Origin of the sequence: Furfurilactobacillus rossiae, from assembly GCF_013394005.1 — a bacterium.
Lineage (GTDB): Bacteria > Bacillota > Bacilli > Lactobacillales > Lactobacillaceae > Furfurilactobacillus > Furfurilactobacillus rossiae.
In genome coordinates, this window is the sequence record NZ_CP040586.1 from 1,264,236 (window position 1) to 1,280,733 (window position 16,498).

At 44.4% G+C, this 16,498-nt stretch carries 14 protein-coding genes; 11 read left to right on the top strand and 3 right to left on the bottom strand.

Translation table 11 applies throughout. The features are described 5' to 3' along the window. Positions 1-262: 262 nt before the first annotated feature. Complete coding sequence (locus LROSL1_RS05970; protein WP_178914030.1) at positions 263-1,048, top strand: Cof-type HAD-IIB family hydrolase; 786 nt, start codon at positions 263-265, stop codon at positions 1,046-1,048. Positions 1,049-1,086: 38 nt separating this feature from the next. Beyond that, positions 1,087-1,596, top strand: coding sequence for a YbhB/YbcL family Raf kinase inhibitor-like protein (locus tag LROSL1_RS05975; RefSeq protein WP_178914031.1), 510 nt, complete (start codon positions 1,087-1,089; stop codon positions 1,594-1,596). A 110-nt stretch (positions 1,597-1,706) separates the two neighbouring features. Here the strand turns inward: LROSL1_RS05975 and pgmB are convergent, their stop codons facing one another. Continuing rightward, complete coding sequence (pgmB, locus tag LROSL1_RS05980) at positions 1,707-2,381, bottom strand: beta-phosphoglucomutase (RefSeq protein WP_017261775.1); 675 nt, start codon at positions 2,379-2,381, stop codon at positions 1,707-1,709. A 57-nt stretch (positions 2,382-2,438) separates the two neighbouring features. Further along, entirely contained in the window at positions 2,439-5,150 is a 2,712-nt protein-coding gene (locus LROSL1_RS05985; protein WP_178914032.1) for a glycoside hydrolase family 65 protein, read from the bottom strand. A 404-nt stretch (positions 5,151-5,554) separates the two neighbouring features. Here LROSL1_RS05985 and priA point away from each other — a divergent pair, with 404 nt between their 5' ends. From priA to LROSL1_RS06025, 8 genes are all read left to right on the top strand, one after another. Further along, the gene (gene priA, locus LROSL1_RS05990) at positions 5,555-7,981 is read left to right on the top strand and encodes a primosomal protein N' (protein WP_178914033.1); all 2,427 of its coding nucleotides are present in this window, start codon (positions 5,555-5,557) and stop codon (positions 7,979-7,981) included. Positions 7,982-8,042: 61 nt separating this feature from the next. Further along, a complete protein-coding gene (gene fmt / locus LROSL1_RS05995) occupies positions 8,043-9,008 on the top strand; it encodes a methionyl-tRNA formyltransferase (RefSeq protein WP_017261778.1) in 966 nt (321 codons plus the stop codon). Further along, positions 9,008-10,405, top strand: coding sequence for a 16S rRNA (cytosine(967)-C(5))-methyltransferase RsmB (gene rsmB / locus LROSL1_RS06000; protein ID WP_178914034.1), 1,398 nt, complete (start codon positions 9,008-9,010; stop codon positions 10,403-10,405). Before fmt ends, rsmB begins: the two co-directional genes overlap by 1 nt. An 11-nt stretch (positions 10,406-10,416) precedes the next feature. Then, positions 10,417-11,163, top strand: coding sequence for a Stp1/IreP family PP2C-type Ser/Thr phosphatase (locus LROSL1_RS06005; protein ID WP_017261780.1), 747 nt, complete (start codon positions 10,417-10,419; stop codon positions 11,161-11,163). Next, the gene (gene pknB, locus LROSL1_RS06010; protein WP_017261781.1) at positions 11,160-13,127 is read left to right on the top strand and encodes a Stk1 family PASTA domain-containing Ser/Thr kinase; all 1,968 of its coding nucleotides are present in this window, start codon (positions 11,160-11,162) and stop codon (positions 13,125-13,127) included. Before LROSL1_RS06005 ends, pknB begins: the two co-directional genes overlap by 4 nt. A gap of 9 nt (positions 13,128-13,136) precedes the next feature. Next, complete coding sequence (gene rsgA, locus LROSL1_RS06015; protein WP_017261782.1) at positions 13,137-14,036, top strand: ribosome small subunit-dependent GTPase A; 900 nt, start codon at positions 13,137-13,139, stop codon at positions 14,034-14,036. A gap of 19 nt (positions 14,037-14,055) precedes the next feature. Then, a complete protein-coding gene (gene rpe / locus LROSL1_RS06020; protein ID WP_017261783.1) occupies positions 14,056-14,709 on the top strand; it encodes a ribulose-phosphate 3-epimerase in 654 nt (217 codons plus the stop codon). Between the two features lie 20 nt (positions 14,710-14,729). Next, positions 14,730-15,446, top strand: a complete 717-nt coding sequence (locus tag LROSL1_RS06025) for a thiamine diphosphokinase (RefSeq protein ID WP_017261784.1) — start codon at positions 14,730-14,732, stop codon at positions 15,444-15,446. A 230-nt stretch (positions 15,447-15,676) separates the two neighbouring features. On the opposite strand, the gene rpmB is transcribed toward LROSL1_RS06025, so the two are convergent. Further along, positions 15,677-15,862, bottom strand: a complete 186-nt coding sequence (gene rpmB / locus LROSL1_RS06030) for a 50S ribosomal protein L28 (protein WP_017261785.1) — start codon at positions 15,860-15,862, stop codon at positions 15,677-15,679. Positions 15,863-16,107: 245 nt separating this feature from the next. On the opposite strand from rpmB, the gene LROSL1_RS06035 reads away from it, so the two are divergent. Then, positions 16,108-16,470, top strand: a complete 363-nt coding sequence (locus LROSL1_RS06035) for an Asp23/Gls24 family envelope stress response protein (protein WP_017261786.1) — start codon at positions 16,108-16,110, stop codon at positions 16,468-16,470. The last annotated feature ends 28 nt before the right edge of the window (positions 16,471-16,498 follow it).

The window sequence follows — 16,498 nt, forward strand, 5'->3', positions numbered from 1 at the left end:
TTCCTAAATTGTAGGAATAGGGTCATTTTAGTTTCGGCGTTTTTTAAAATGAACATTACTGTTGTCTTAGCCTTTCAAATTAGCACTGCTGCTATCTGTCACTTTAAGGTCTAATAAACCATGGGCAAGAATTCTGTTTTCAGTCACTGACAATTTGCAAATAAGAGACTTCAAAAAATCTTGACTGGAGGGAGTCAAACAATGCCATTTTTTCCAGAATGCGCTATGCTTAAGGGGTAGTGAAAACGAGGGGGTTGTTCTCATGAACACGGAAATTAAAGCAGTTGTTTTTTTTGATTTAGATGGAACACTGTTTGATGATCAAAAAAATGTCCTGCCTGAAAGTATTGCCGCAATAAAGGAAATGCAGCAACACGATATTTTGCCAGTGATTGCAACAGGTCGTAACATCTTTGAGATTCAGGACGTATTGGATGAAACAGGCATTGACACGGTGGTTAGCGCCAATGGTTCGTACGTTCAGTATCGTGGTAAAGAGTTATTCCGCGAAGCAATTGATCAATCGCTTATCGAATCGTTCACAGCGTTTGCAAATGAACAGGGTGACGCGGTTGCTTATTACAACAATCAAGGTTTTGCGTTGACCAAGACAACGGATGATATCGTTAACAACTATAAGGCACTGCGCTTATCGATTACGGTGGACCCAGAATATTACCTTAAGCATCCCATTAACTTCTTAAATGTGTTTAATCGTGACAAGGAAGATCTCTATAACGAACATTTTGCGGGTCAATTAACCTTGGTGCGAAATAATCCAGTTTGTTTGGATACTATGAAGAGCGGTGTTACAAAACGAAGTGGGTTAGAGAAATTGCTTCAACGGGCACATTTGGAAGGTATTCATACTTATGCCTTTGGGGATGAATTAAACGATCTTGAGATGTTTGCTAGCGTTGATACAGCTATTGTTATGGGAAATGGTAACCCCCGTGATAAAAAAGTCGCCGATTACATTACTACGACGAACACCACGGATGGAATCGTTAACGGGTTGAGGCACTATCAACTCATCGCGAGTAAATGATGCCGATAAAAAACATTCGGAAAGGGAGCAGCAGATTCATGAAGATTGAAATTCCAACTGAAAATGGGTACATTGGTGACCGTTATAGTCGACATGCGCAACCGGACGAAATGTACGCAGGCCAACCGGTGATTTCATTTCCGATGACGTTCACTGATTTACCAGCAGGTGCAAAAACCGTTGCATGGACACTGTTAGATGATGATGCGATTCCTGTTTCAGGATTTACGTACATTCACTGGATTGGGGCTAATCTGTCTGCTGATCACGCCGAACTTAAAGAGGATGCCAGCCGTCGTGAAGGTGAAGCCTTTGTTCAAGGCAATAATAGTACGGCAGGTGGCCTGATTCATCAAACTGATCCGGCGATTACACGGCATTACGTTGGTCCAACGCCGCCAAACGGTGATCATGTCTATACCGTCACAGGTTACGCTTTAGATACCACATTGCCGTTGCAAAACGGTTATTGGTTAAATGAGTTTTATCGGGCAATTAAGGGTCACGTTTTAGAGACTACCAAGACAACATTTCTTGGGCGTTCTTAATAGGTGCAGCTTTTGTTTTTATGTTCTAATGATAATCAAAAAACGACTTATCGATTATGAAATCGGTAAGTCGTTTTTGAAACTTATTATCTTGCATTAATTTGAGTCGACTAATTGTCCATTTGTGCTTTGATATTATCAAGGGTTAATGCACTGGTGTCGGCAAAAATAACATTAGCGGCACTTAGTTCTTGTTTATCGCCAATTCCAATAGAGGTTTCGTTAGCGGCATTGATACTGGCCACTCCGGCCGCAGCATCTTCCACACCGGCACAAACAGATGGATCCAAGCCAAGAATTTCTGCGCCCCGGGTGTAGATTTCTGGATCAGGTTTGCCCTTACTCAAAGTAGCAGGGTCAACAATTTTGGTAAAGTAGTCGGACAAACCAATATGACCTAAAATAGTTGGTGCATTCTTTGAGGCAGAAGCCAAGGAAATCTGGTAACCATTGGCGATCAAATCATCTAAAAACTCCTTAATACCGGGGAAGACGTCATTAGGTGTCATGTTTTTGATGAGTGACAGATAATTGTCATTTTTCTTTGTTGCATAGGCAACTTTTTCTTCCGGGGTATAGTCATTTTCTTTACCACCGGCCTTTAAAATCATTTCCAAGGAATCCATCCGGGAAACGCCTTTTAAGCCGTTGGCCAGCTCTTCGGTCCAGGTCACACCAAGTTCGTCAGCTAGTTGATGCCACGCTTGTCCGTGGTACTTTGCTGTACCAGTGATTACGCCATCCAAATCAAAAATAAATCCCTTTAAATCCGCAAACTTTGTCATTAATAAAACCTCCGCAAAATAATTTTTAATTTTGATGATTCGTTTGAACGCCTGCAATTAATTTTTTAATTGTAAGGGTTTGTCTGGTGTAACTGAGAACTCTTGCCCACGAACCGTAAGTTTAGCAGGCTTATCTACAGTCACATGAATGCTAGTGTGGGTGAGGTCAAACTTGTATAGTACACCCTTAAAGCGTTCACTAAATGCGAGACGGTGCCAGTCTTCTGGTAAGTGTGGATCAACGGCTAGTTCAGATTCAAATTCATTGACACCACCGTAGTTACGTAATTCTAGCATTAAGACGGCACCCATAACACCAAGGTGAATACCTTCAGCAGTTGTCCCACCCTGAATGTCATAGTAGTCAGAACGTAAAGCGGTGTTGAAGAAAGCGAATGACTGATCCATGTTGCCGTCAATCAGACTTAATTCTGAATAGACGATTCTTGATAAGGTTGAACCATGAGTGGTTCTTGCCAAGTAGTATTCGATGTTCTTAGTGAGATATTCACTTGGCATTTTATAACCAAGGGTTTTCAGAACGTTATCAATCGTGTTAAAGCTTAGGTTGTAGTAGGCCATTAAGGCATCTGCTTGTTTAGCAACCTGATAAGAATCGGGTGATTTGCCTTCTGCTTTTAATAACCGGTCAACTCGCGAAATGTTACCATATTTTTTCCGGTATTTTTCAAAATCGAGCGTTGGCAACTTAAAGTAGCCAGCAAACTGACCGATAATCCCATCTTTATTGATGTCCAATGCTAAATGATGAGCGATGTCATCAAAACGATTGAAATCATCATCGTTAAGTCCGACTTTGGTTGTGATCGTTGACCAGTCCTTTGCTGGCATTGCCTTATGAATGTTGGCTAAAGTTGTAAACAGCCAACTTACCATGATATTGGTGTAGGCGTTGTCTGTTAGGCCAGGCTCATCGGCATTAAGATAGTTTTCGTGGAACTCGTCTGGGCCCATGACATTTTTAATATCATAACGGCCGTTGTCATTTTTAACGGCCTTACTGGACCAGAAGTGGGCAATTTCAAGTAACATTTCCAGGCCATATTTGGTCATGAACTCGGTGTCATTAGTTGAGTGGTAATAAAGCCAAACGTTGTAGGCAATAGCTAATGAAACATGGCGTTGCAAACGACTGTTGTCGGGATCAAATTTGCCACTGTCGGGATTAAAGTGGAGCAGTTGCGATTGTTCATCCCCGAATTGCGCCGACTGCCAAGGATACATAGCGCCGTCATAATGTTCAGCAGCCGCATTTTGCTTAGCAGCGTCCAAACGTTTGTAGCGGTACATGAGCAATTGGCGGGTGAGGGATGGCGTGTGCAAGGTGTAGTAAGGCAGGATGAATAATTCGTCCCAGCATACGTGACCACGGTAAGCTTCCCCATGGAGCCCACGAGCCCCGACGGAGGCGTCTAAATGCGGATTACTGATTGGGGAAGCAGATACGAATAGGTGATAAATGTTAACTCGTGTTAACTTTTGGGCAGTCAAATCCCCGTCAATCTGAATATCACTGCCTTGCCAAACTTCGTTCCAGAAGCTGGCGTTTTGTTGCACGATGCCGCTAAAGTTTGCATCGTCCAATTCTGATGTAACGGCGTTATTCAAATCACCCTTGGTCTCCAAGGATGTGTTGATAGCAACCGCTTTTTCAATAACATAAGTCGTGCCAGTTTGTGCTTGGAACGAGAAGTTTTGCTCAAGGACGTCATCGGTAACGCTTTCATTTATCTTTGTTGACGGCGTTATTTCTTGACTTGAAAGGCGACTACCAATTGAAAAAGCGACCTTTGAAGTTTTGGTTTGACCGCTGAGCATGGCGTCTGAACCATTAATGGTGGTTTCGGTGACGTCGAAATGACGACCATCGAACGACTTGTAACGGTCCACATTCGCATTGGTAACGCTACCATCAATTCTTGAGAAAACGGTGACAGTACCTTCAAAGTTCATGGGTGTGATTTCATAACGAATGGCAAAGCGGTGCCATTGGTTCATATCTGCGACCCGTTGTGCACAGATTTTGAGCAAGTGGCCAGTCGGTAAGGATACCAACATTGTTGTGGTGAGCACACCTGTATGTAAATCTAGTGAACGATAGATATCAGAAATATTTTCTTTTTTAACAGAAAACGGTTCTTGATGATCGATGCTAAAGGACAAGTACTGTGCGTTTGGCAAGTTAACTAAATCTTCGTTCACCACGTCGCGACCATTTATTTTGGTGGTCAATTGATTGTATAAACCTGCAACGTACATGCCGGGGTAATTGTCAACATCTGCATTAGCTGCCAAGTATGCACCCCGTAATCCATAATAGCCATTACCGATGGTGAGCATTGCTTCTTGGCCGTAATTACGTTTGGCCGCATATTCGCCGTAGTAATCAAGGTGCCACTGATTGTATTGACGCTTGTTTTCAATGGCTTCAGCTAAGCCATTACGATTAGCCGTTTCTTGACTGACAACGGGGATGTTCAGCATGTTAGACAATGCCAGACCCATATCGATTCGCTGGTGATTGACCCCAATAATGGTATCTGAAAAATCATATTCCAATGGATTTTCAATCAGTGCTGCATCGAAATCGATGCCGGCCAGTTTTTCACGAATCTTTTCAAGATTTTCACCAATGGGTACATCAGGATCGCACACGATGGTGATTGTTTTTGTCGCATTTGTTTTTCCGTTTGGTACGTAGGAGAGCTCAAAGGCGTCATCGAGGACGCGGACTGAAAACGTACGCATATTGCCTTACCCCCTAAAAAGTATGTGATGTAAATACATCTACTATTATCGTAAATTTAATTTTGTGACTTCTCAACCTTAATGTCTTATTTCATTGAAAAAAGTGCGTTTATTATGATCAAGTTTGTTTGAAGGATGAAACCCGAATCAAATTTGCCTGTGATAAGTTCACAATACTGACTATTTACGTGGCAGTTGACCGTAAAATTCTTGGCTGTACGGCTTTTTGTTAGTGAAATGATCATTCATGGCCATGCCTCATATTATGATGCATTAAATCGGCATCTTGAAACGGCATAGTACTTGTCATGTCTGGTACAATTGGAAAAGACAAAAACACATTGAAACTCAAAAATTGAGATTAAGACTAGCAATTACTAGCAATGATCAGAAAGGAACGCGTGATGGCAAAAATTGCACAGGTAATTGTGGATGTGCCAACAATGCAAACGAACCGACCTTATTCATACTTAATTCCAGATTCGCTGACAGATGCGGTTCAGCCTGGAATGCGTGTTGCTGTCCCGTTTGGCCAAGGTCACCGCGAAGTCGGTGGTATGGTGGTCGGCGTGAGCGACGCGGACACTTTAGATGAAACTTTCAGCGGCAAACTTAAACCACTGGGCGCTTTATTAGATTTAGCACCCGTATTAAATGAAGAATTACTATCGCTAAGTGACTGGATGGCTCAACATACGTTTGCATTTCGTATTTCAACCATTCAAACGATGCTTCCGGATGCCTTAAAAACTAAAAGTCATAAGTTTCTCGTTGCTGATGCACCAATTGACGATCCTCAGTTAGCCTCATTATTTGATGATCAGCAGCGGCTGGATTTTACGGCCGCTTCATTAACTGACGAACAAACTGATGCTTTGGCAAAGCTACAACAGCGTCAAATTATTCATGCTGAGTATCAGGTTGCTGATCGTGCTCATGTTAAAACAGTCACATGGGTAAAATCAGCATTATCACCAACCGAGATTGAAACAGCACGAAAGGATGTACGTCCGAATGCAATTAAACAACTGCGAGTGCTGACTAGGTTAATGGATTTACAGGAAGCGCGTCCGTTGCAGGATGTACTTACAGATGAACGATTAACACGTGCCGATTTTACAGCTGCTACAAAAAAAGGGTGGGCTGAATTAAGCGAACGTGAGGTTTATCGTGATCCATACGCTAATCATCGAATTGCTAAAACAGCGCCGCTAGACTTGCAGCCTGACCAACGGAGCGCAGTTAATGCCATAACTGAGGCAATTGATGCTCATGATCCAAAAACGTTCCTGTTACAAGGTGTTACTGGTTCCGGAAAAACCGAAGTTTATCTGCAAAGCATCGCAGCCGCCTTGGCTCAACACAAGACGGCACTGATGTTAGTTCCGGAAATTGCGCTAACACCACAAATGGTAAATCGGGTAAAGGGCCGCTTTGGGCATCAAGTGGCCGTGCTTCATAGTGGTTTAAGCGCTGGCGAAAAGTATGATGAATGGCGCCGTATTGAACGACATGAAGCAGCGGTCGTGGTCGGTGCTCGTTCAGCAGCGTTTGCACCATTGACAAACATTGGTTTGATTGTGATGGATGAGGAACATGAAACCAGTTATAAACAAGAAGACAATCCCCGTTACCACGCCCGTGACGTGTTGTTATGGCGCGCTCAAAGACACCATGCTCCAGTGGTTTTGGGATCAGCGACGCCATCTCTGGAAAGTCGTGCGCGTGCTGAACGTCACGTTTACACCCGACTAGCATTGCCACACCGAATCAATCAGCGGCCATTGCCACCAGTAAAAATCATCGACATGCGTGAACAACTTAAGGCGCACACGGAAAGTAACTTTTCTACGCCTTTGCTAGAAGCGTTAAAAGTTCGGCTGGAACGACATGAACAGAGTGTGTTAATGCTAAATCGGCGCGGCTTTTCTTCTTTTGTTATGTGTCGCGATTGTGGCTTTGTTCTAAAATGTCCAAACTGTGATATTTCGCTAGTTTTGCACATGGACAGTCACACAATGAAATGTCATTACTGTGGTCATGAAGAGCCAATCCCGCGAATTTGTCCAAACTGTCACAGCAAACGCATCAGTTATTATGGCTCTGGTACCGAAAAAGTTGCTGCGGAGTTAAATAGTTTGCTGCCTGATGCACGGATTATTCGGATGGACGTTGATACAACCCGGCGCAAGGGGATGCATGAAAAGCTACTCAATTCATTTGGACAGCACAAAGCGGATATTTTGCTGGGTACACAAATGATTGCCAAGGGGCTAGACTATCCGGATGTGACACTGGTGGGTGTACTTAATGCGGACACCGCGTTGGGACTGCCAGATTTTCGTTCCAGTGAACGGACCTTTCAGTTGTTAACTCAAGTTAGTGGCAGGGCCGGACGGGCCGACAAACCGGGTGAGGTATTGATTCAAACGTTTAATCCGGATCATTACGCCATCCAACTAGCTAAAACGCAGGATTATGAACGATTCTTTAGGGTGGAAATGGGAATTCGCCACATGGGTAATTACCCACCATACTTTTTCACGGCCTTGATAACCGCCAGTGACAAAGACGAGGGCGTTGCTGCTAAGAAAATGTTTGAATTGAGTGATCAGCTTAAGCAGACATTGTCACCGGATACAATTATCTTAGGACCGACCCCACGACCAATTGCCCGCATCAAAAATCGTTATTACTATCAAATTGTTTTAAAATATAAGCGAGAGCCTAAACTGCAGTCAGTTTTGGATGGCATTTTGGACGATGCACAGCGTGAGCAGCGTAACGGTCTGCAGGTTGCCATCGACATGGAACCGCAGAACTTTATTTAATGAGCGGTGTCCAGGATTGGGCAATTTCGAATAATAAAAATGAGGTATAAGGAGCAAATTCATGACAAAAATTGTATTTATGGGAACACCAGCGTTTTCTACACCAATTTTGGAATCATTGATTGAAAAGTATGATGTTGCTGCGGTAATGACGCAGCCAGATCGCCCAGTTGGCCGGAAACATGTTTTAACACCATCACCGGTTAAAAAGGTGGCCTTGGCCCACAATATTGAAGTCCTGCAGCCGGAGAAAGTCAGTAAGTCACCGGAAATGCAACGGGTGATTGACATTGCGCCTGATTTTATCGTCACGGCCGCGTTCGGTCAGTTCCTGCCAACGAAATTATTGAAGGCCGCTAAGGTAGCGGCGGTCAACGTACATGCTTCATTGTTGCCACTTTATCGTGGCGGTGCGCCAGTGCACTATGCCATTATGAACGGCGATAAAGAAACCGGTGTGTCCATTATGTACATGATTCGTCAGATGGATGCTGGTAACGTCATTTCACAAGTTAAATGTCCAATCACCCAGGCAGATGATACAGGGTCGATGTTTGACAAACTGAGTCTGGCGGGCCGGGATTTGTTATTAAAAACATTGCCGACGTTGATCGAGGGTCCAGTTGACGGCATTAAACAAGACGAACGGGCGGTCACATTTTCGCCGAATATTTCACGTGCTCAAGAAGAGATTGACTGGACGCACACGGCCAGTGAAATTGATTGGCAAGTTCGAGGCTTACGGCCGTTTCCGACTGCCTATGTAGTCATGGATAATGTTCGAACGAAGATTTTGGACGTCACCGTATTAGCTGATCAACAGACGACTCAGGTGCCAGGGACGGTAGTTAACCGAACCAAGCATGAACTAGATGTTGCTGCTGGCCAGGGGACGGTTCTAAGAATCAACCGTTTGCAACCAGCAGGCCATCCCCAAATGGCGATTACTGATTTTCTGAACGGTGCGGACACGCAATTTGAGGTTGGTAAACAAATCATGAAAATGAAGTTTGGAGCGACAAATTAATGGCAACAAAGCTTAAAAATCAATCTGATCATGTTAGCAAACAAGTGAATTCAGAAACGAATCCGCGTTTTGTCGCCGTCTCAGTTCTAGAAAACGTCGCTAAGGGCGGTTACTCAAATCTAAGTTTAAATGCGTCATTAGACGATGCCCAGCTATCTCCAGTGGATGCGGGGTTATGTACGGAAATTGTTTATGGTGTTTTACAGCACCAACTGACGCTGGATTTTTGGCTAAAGCCGTTTATCAAACAACCAGCCAAGGTTAAACCGTGGGTTCTTATCTTACTTAGAACAGCCCTGTTTCAAATGCAGTATTTGGATAAGGTGCCAACACGGGCGGTTTTTGATGAAACCATTCAGATTGCCAAGCAACGTGGACATGAGGGCATTCGTCGGTTTGTAACGGGTGTTTTGCACGCGGTTGATCGACATGGTTTTGCAGATTTATCAACAATTAAGGACCCGTTGACGCGCTTGAGTACGACTTATAGTGTGCCAATGCCGTGGGTCCAACAGATGCGCAAAACAGTTGGCGACGATAAGACAAAGCAGATTTTAGCCAGCATCAATCGGCCAGCGTTTCAGTCAGTTCGGCTAAATCCCGCGCTTGGAGAGCGACAGGCACTTTTGCAACAGCTTACTGCGGCAGGGTTGAAATGGACGGACAGTGAAGTCAGCGGGGAAGGGTTGCGAATCAACGCTGGCCACCCCGCGGGTACACCGCCTTTCAATGAGGGACTTATTACAATTCAAGACGAAAGTGCGATGTTGCCCGTTGAGGCTTTAGCTCCGCAACCTGGCGATGCTGTATTAGACGCATGCGCTGCCCCCGGCGGTAAAACAACGCAAATTGCTGCTCGACTGAATCCATCACAGGGCGGCCATGTCACGGCACTGGATTTGCATGCGCATAAAGTTGCACTGATCGAAGCAAATGCACGTCGTATGCAAGTTTCAGACAGAATAACGGCGGAACAATTAGATGCTAGAAAGTCGGCCCAACAGTTTGGCGATGAGGCATTTGACCGAATCTTGGTCGATGCACCTTGTTCGGGATTAGGCTTATTACGTCGAAAACCAGAAATTCGTTATGCTAAGACGCTTGCGGATAGCAAACAACTTCAGCAGATTCAGTTAGCAATTCTTGATGCAGTAGCACCGACGCTGAAGAAAAACGGTATACTAGTTTACAGTACTTGTACCATTTTGAAACAAGAAAACGATGACGTGGCAACTGCGTTTGTCAAAGCACATCCAGACTTTGAACTTGTGCCAGTGGAGACGATTCATCATCTGAAAGAAAATCGATCAACACCTTGGTTGACTATTTATCCCGATGATTTTGGCTCCGATGGGTTCTTTGTTTGTGCATTTAGAAAACGTCATGACAACGATTAGGTGATTGGCTTATGGAAGTAGCATATCTGTCAGATATTGGGCGACAACGAGAGAGTAACCAAGACTATGTCGGCATGTTTCGGAACCAATCGGGACTTGAATTTGCCATTGTAGCGGACGGCATTGGTGGTCACCAAGGCGGTGATGTGGCCTCAACGATGGCCGTTTCACACATGGGCAGTCGGTTTGAAGATACCTCTTTCACTGATCCTGGGACCGCGGCCAAGTGGCTGTCTAGCGAGGCTCAACAAGAAAATGACACCATTATTGAAAAAGCGCATCAATATCAAGATTTAAACGGCATGGGAACCACCATCGTTGTTGCGATTATTTTTCAACGACAGTTTTTGTTAGCTAACATTGGGGATTCACGTGGTTATTTATTGCGCAATGCACAGCTTGCCCAACTAACTGAAGATCATTCATTAGTTAATGAGCTGGTCAAGTTGGGACAGATCAGTGAAGAAGATGCGCGCACCCATCCCGAGAAAAATATTATTACTCGGACACTAGGCATTAATGACGAAGCAGATATTGATATTAATTTGTATCATGCTCAACCGCACGATGTGGTCATGCTCTGTTCGGATGGGCTGACCAACATGGTCACTGATGCCCAAATACAGGCGGTCTTGCAGAGAAATCTGACGTTGCAGGAAAAGTGTCAACAATTGATTGATTTAGCAAACGAAGCTGGTGGCAAAGACAACATCACAGTGTTACTGATTTCAGCTGAAGGTGAGGTGACTGCCTCATGAGGCCGAACTACACATTAGCGGGTCGTTACCGAATCATTCGTCCGCTAGGTGAAGGCGGGATGGCCGATGTTTATCTGGCGCACGATCTGATTTTGGATCGGGATGTATCAGTTAAGCTATTACGTTTGGATTTACGCGATGATCCCTCTACAGAACGGCGTTTTCAACGTGAAGCGATGGCCGCCAGTGAGCTCGTGTCACCGCATATTGTGAGTGTCTATGACGTTGGTGAAGATAACGGAATGCAATATTTGGTCATGGAATATGTTTCCGGAACTGACTTGAAAATGTATATTCGCAATCATTTTCCGATTCCTTATCCGACCGTTGTCAATCTCATGCAACAAATTTTGGATGGGGTTCGCATTGCTCATGAACATGGCATTATTCATCGTGATTTAAAGCCGCAAAACGTGTTGGTGGATCAGTCCGGCCAGTTAAAAATCTCGGATTTCGGGATTGCGGTAATTAGCAGTGAGTCTTCGATGACACAGACTAATACCGTGTTAGGATCGGTTCATTATTTGTCTCCTGAACAGGCGCGTGGTGGCATGGCTAGCAAAAAAAGTGACATTTACTCGTTGGGGATTATCCTTTATGAGATGTTAACCGGCAGTGTTCCGTTTGAAGGCGAAACGGCCGTATCGATTGCGTTGAAGCACTCACAGAGCAATATGCCATCAGTTCGCGACTATGACCCCAGAATTCCGCAACCGTTAGAAAATATTATTCTTCACGCCACGGCAAAGAATCCTTCTGACCGTTACGTCTCTGTCCAGGCAATGGCCAACGATTTAGCAACGGCGTTGTCGCCTGAACGCCGCGACGAAAAGCGGTTTGAACCGCGAATTGTCGATGATGGTGCCACTAAGGTGATTCCAGTTGATCAAATATTGGCAGCGAGCAATCAACAACGAGCTGATAGCCAAATTTCGCGTCAGGAACCAACTTCTGCAGCTGCTGAAGTGGCAGATACACCAAGTCGAAAATCACCAGCACGAGCCCGTAGGCTATTCGGGTGGCTATTTGGCGTCGCTGTTGTCTTAGTATTGGGTGTTTTAGCGTGGATCTGGTTGATTCCGGGTCAGGTAACGGTGCCAAATGTTGCGGGGATGACGCCAGTTAAAGCAGCCAAGGTGTTGAAACACAATCAGTTACGGTTGGGCAAGCAAACTAAGGCAACCAGTGAACGGCGTGCCAAAGGTGAGATTATCAAGGCCACGCCGGCAATTGGTTCACAGGCAAAGCAACAGGCTAGGGTCAATGTGGTCGTCAGTTCAGGCCGACCGAAGATTAGTGTGGACGATTATACTGGTGAGCGGTATACGACAGCCGTTCGTCAGTTAAAAAAGTTGGGCTTAACTGCAACGCGTGTTGATGAATATACGGCAGACGCAGCTAACGGTGTTATTGTTGATCAAGATGTCGTGCCAGGTGACACGGTTTATCGTCACAGCACCATAACGTTTACTGTTAGCAGCGGGTCTTCTCATGGTTCAACGGTTAAACACTATAAAATGCCGAACTTTGCCGGTGATAAGCAGACTGAGGTACAGCAGTGGGCAGAAGACCACAGCGTGACGGTCACGTTTAGTGATGAAACATCGACAACGGTTGCCCAGGGCAAAATTATTCGTCAGGCACCAACGTCTGGCAGTATGATTTCTGCCGGTCAAACGTTTGCGGCGGTAGTCTCATCTGGACCAGCGTTGCATAATTTCCATGTCAATCTCACAATTCCGTACAAAGCACCAAGTAATGATCCGACCGGGACGAATGATATTAAAATTTATATCAAGGATCACGACAAGAAATTAACGGATGTGTATCAGCAGTTACAAATTTCATCAGATACAGATGTTTCGCTGCCATTTACAACAACGACCAATGGTGAAGGCGAATACGTCATTAAGCGTGATGGTCATACAATTATGGCGGATCATAGCGTAACCTCAGGAAATTAGGAGAAGTCTATGAAGGGACAAATTCATCAGTTATTGGCCGGTTTTTATGACGTTCAGACAGCTGATGGTCAGTTATACAGAACGCGAGCTCGTGGTAATTTTCGCAAACGGAAAGTGAGTCCCATGGTTGGCGATTTTGTTGAATTTAGCGCAGAAGCTGGTTCAGACGGATACATTTTAAGCGTTGATGATCGACGTAACGCTTTAGTGCGGCCCCCAGTTAGCAACATTGATCAGGCGGTCGTTGTAACCGCGGCCACAGAGCCAACCTTTTCGAGTAACTTGCTAGATCGTCAGCTGGTCGCACTCGAGAGTCAGCATATTCATTCCATTATTTATTTTACAAAGACAGATTTGTTAACTGCTGACCAGCGCGAGCACTTTACACCACTCATTGCTGGTTATAAAGCGATTGGTTACGATGTTTTCTTTAGTCAGCAGGCGTTTTCGGATACCGATTTAAACAGGTTACGCGATTGTTTTAAGGATCGGTTAACTGTTTTTATGGGTCAAACAGGTGCGGGAAAATCGACCTTGTTAAACCATTTGTCACCAGATTTGGATTTGGCAACCGGTGAAATTTCACAGGTTCTGAATCGTGGGAAACACACGACTCGTAAAGTTGGCTTGTTAAGTGTCGGTGGTGGATTAGTCGCAGATACGCCTGGTTTTTCATCGTATGAAGACTTTAAAATGGACGTTCGCGAATTAGGTCAGTATTTCCCAGAGTTGCAGGCGCTCTCACCATCTTGTCGTTTTCGCGGCTGTCAGCACATTAACGAACCAGGCTGTGCAGTTAAGGCTGCCGTGGATGCAGGCGAGGTCATGAAAAGCCGATATGAGAATTATTTACAGTTTCACCAGTTGATTGCCGACCAGAAACCACGGTATGATAAGAGTCGGAAATAAAAATTTGGAGGAAGATTTTATGATTAAGGTAGCCCCATCGATTTTAAGTGCAGATTTTGTTAATTTTGAACGTGATATTAAGATGGTTGAAAAAAACGGTGCCGACTTGTTACATGTTGATATTATGGATGGCATGTTCGTGCCTAACATGTCGTTTGGCTGGACTACGGTTGCAGCCATTCGTCCGATTACTAACTTGTTCTTGGATGTTCACATGATGGTCCAAAACCCTGAACGGTACGTGGACCAGTTTGCTAAAGCGGGTGCTGATTTAATTGGTGTGCACGTTGAAGCGACTTCTCATATTCACCGGGCACTTCAAATGATTCATAACGATGGTGTTAAGGCAGAGGTTGTGATCAACCCAGGCACACCCGTTAGTCAAATTGAACCATTGCTGCCATTTGTCGATCAAGTATTGGTCATGACGGTTAATCCTGGTTTTGGTGGTCAAAAGTTCTTGCCACAAATGATCGAAAAAATTCAACTTTTGGATGACTTGAAGAAGGACAAGGGTTACGACTTTGACATCGAAATTGATGGTGGTGTTAACGACAAGACAGTTGTTGACTGCTACAAAGCGGGCGCTACGGTTGCTGTTGCTGGCTCGTTTGTATACGGTGCTGATGACCCTGCAGCTGCCATTGCCTCTATCCATAATGCAACGCGTTAATTAATGAGGGCAATTCAAACATGGTAAAGACAAGTGGGACACCTCAAAGTCTTGAACGGTTGAATATTTTAGTTGGCGGCCCCCAATCTGAATGGCCGGATGACTTGGTCAGCGGGGCAGTTAGTGGTCCATGGATTGGTGTTGACCGTGGTGCAATTAGGCTATTACAACTTGGGATAACACCGTTAATTGCGCTTGGCGATTTTGATTCCTCAACTGATGAGGAGTTTGGACGTGTACGCAAGGCAGTTAGTGATCTTCGTCAAGTCGGTTCTGCGAAAGATGAAACAGATACGCAAATGGGTGTTTCAGTAGCTATGACCGAGTTTGACGCTCATGAAATTGTTGTGTACGGTGCTACCGGTGGCCGCCTTGATCACTTGTTAGCTAATGTATTTTTGCCATTAGAACCACGGTACCGAGCAGTCGTCAATCGGCTCACGTACGTTGACCGCCAGAATACGATGCGCTTTTATGTACCAGGAACTTATCAATTACAACGTGAATCGGATAAGCGCTATTTGGCGTTTGTCACGTTTGGCCCTGTTCGACAATTAACTCTTCCAGATGAACGTTATCATCTTGATCATGCCGATATCACGCGACCGGTTTCATTTGCCAGCAATGAATTTGTGGGCGACACAGCGTCATTTTCATTTACCAGCGGTATTGTTGGTGTTATTCAAAGTCGCGATTTAAAAGATAATCGTGCTGAACGATATGATTTAAATGCCTAAACCCCAGATGACATTACTTAGTTGTCATTTATATTCATAAAAAAGTTGATTGCCAGATTTGGTAATCAACTTTTTTAGTAATTTGAATTTTTTTGAACATCGATCAAAGCGATTGTGAGACGGTTTGTTCTGACTTGGTTTTTATAAGGTACATTTTCAAAGATGAAAGGGGAATCTTAATGAAACCAAAGAAAAAACGCCAGTCAATTGACTGACGCTATCGTGTTTAATTAAACACGAGTCACTTTTCCTGATTTTAATGTCCGGGCAGAAACCCAAACACGCTTCGGCTTGCCATCAACTAAGATGCGAACCTTTTGCAGGTTAGCCTTCCAGCTACGACGGCTGCTGTTTAAGGCGTGGGAACGGTTGTTACCAAAATGTGTCCGTTTGCCAGTAATAAAATCTTTAGCCATTGTTCATCCCTCCTTATCGGATTTCCAAAGGGAACCTCTTTTTTCTCACCTAAATAATTTACCATATGCTGTTGGCGAATGCAATATAAAATGCCAAGGAAAAATACTTGACACCTTAAATTGCCGTCCAGACGCTTAAACAACACTCTAGACTTTTTTCAAGGACCGTTTTATGATAGCATGATTGAAGATTGCATGATGAACTCTTTACTAAGAGTGAGTTAAATAGTTGAGGAGGCCTATTCATGGCTGTTAAGATCAAAACGCAATTTGGCACCATCGATATTAATAACGATGTGATTGCCACGGTCGTTGGCGGCGCCGCAACCGACAACTATGGTGTTGTCGGAATGGCATCTAAAAACCAACTGCGTGATAACGTAAACGAAATTTTACGACGTGATAATTATGCGCGTGGCGTCGTTGTTCGCCAAGAAGATAATGGTGTGGCCATTGATGTGTACATCGTGGTTGGCTATGGCACCAAAATTTCTGAAGTATCTAAAAACGTACAACAAAAGGTTCGTTACAACTTGGATAGTATGCTTGGTATTGCAGCTAACTCCGTGAATGTCACGGTTCAAGGTGTTCGAGTACTTGCAGACTAGACGATTTTTTGTAACGAAGTGGGGGAAA

Coding starts and splice junctions, on each gene's coding strand:
- LROSL1_RS05970 (WP_178914030.1), top strand. CDS start 263: ATGAACACGGAAATTAAAGCAGTTGTTTTTTTTGATTTAGATGGAACA.
- LROSL1_RS05975 (WP_178914031.1), top strand. CDS start 1,087: ATGAAGATTGAAATTCCAACTGAAAATGGGTACATTGGTGACCGTTAT.
- pgmB (WP_017261775.1), bottom strand. CDS start 2,381: ATGACAAAGTTTGCGGATTTAAAGGGATTTATTTTTGATTTGGATGGC.
- LROSL1_RS05985 (WP_178914032.1), bottom strand. CDS start 5,150: ATGCGTACGTTTTCAGTCCGCGTCCTCGATGACGCCTTTGAGCTCTCC.
- priA (WP_178914033.1), top strand. CDS start 5,555: ATGGCAAAAATTGCACAGGTAATTGTGGATGTGCCAACAATGCAAACG.
- fmt (WP_017261778.1), top strand. CDS start 8,043: ATGACAAAAATTGTATTTATGGGAACACCAGCGTTTTCTACACCAATT.
- rsmB (WP_178914034.1), top strand. CDS start 9,008: ATGGCAACAAAGCTTAAAAATCAATCTGATCATGTTAGCAAACAAGTG.
- LROSL1_RS06005 (WP_017261780.1), top strand. CDS start 10,417: ATGGAAGTAGCATATCTGTCAGATATTGGGCGACAACGAGAGAGTAAC.
- pknB (WP_017261781.1), top strand. CDS start 11,160: ATGAGGCCGAACTACACATTAGCGGGTCGTTACCGAATCATTCGTCCG.
- rsgA (WP_017261782.1), top strand. CDS start 13,137: ATGAAGGGACAAATTCATCAGTTATTGGCCGGTTTTTATGACGTTCAG.
- rpe (WP_017261783.1), top strand. CDS start 14,056: ATGATTAAGGTAGCCCCATCGATTTTAAGTGCAGATTTTGTTAATTTT.
- LROSL1_RS06025 (WP_017261784.1), top strand. CDS start 14,730: ATGGTAAAGACAAGTGGGACACCTCAAAGTCTTGAACGGTTGAATATT.
- rpmB (WP_017261785.1), bottom strand. CDS start 15,862: ATGGCTAAAGATTTTATTACTGGCAAACGGACACATTTTGGTAACAAC.
- LROSL1_RS06035 (WP_017261786.1), top strand. CDS start 16,108: ATGGCTGTTAAGATCAAAACGCAATTTGGCACCATCGATATTAATAAC.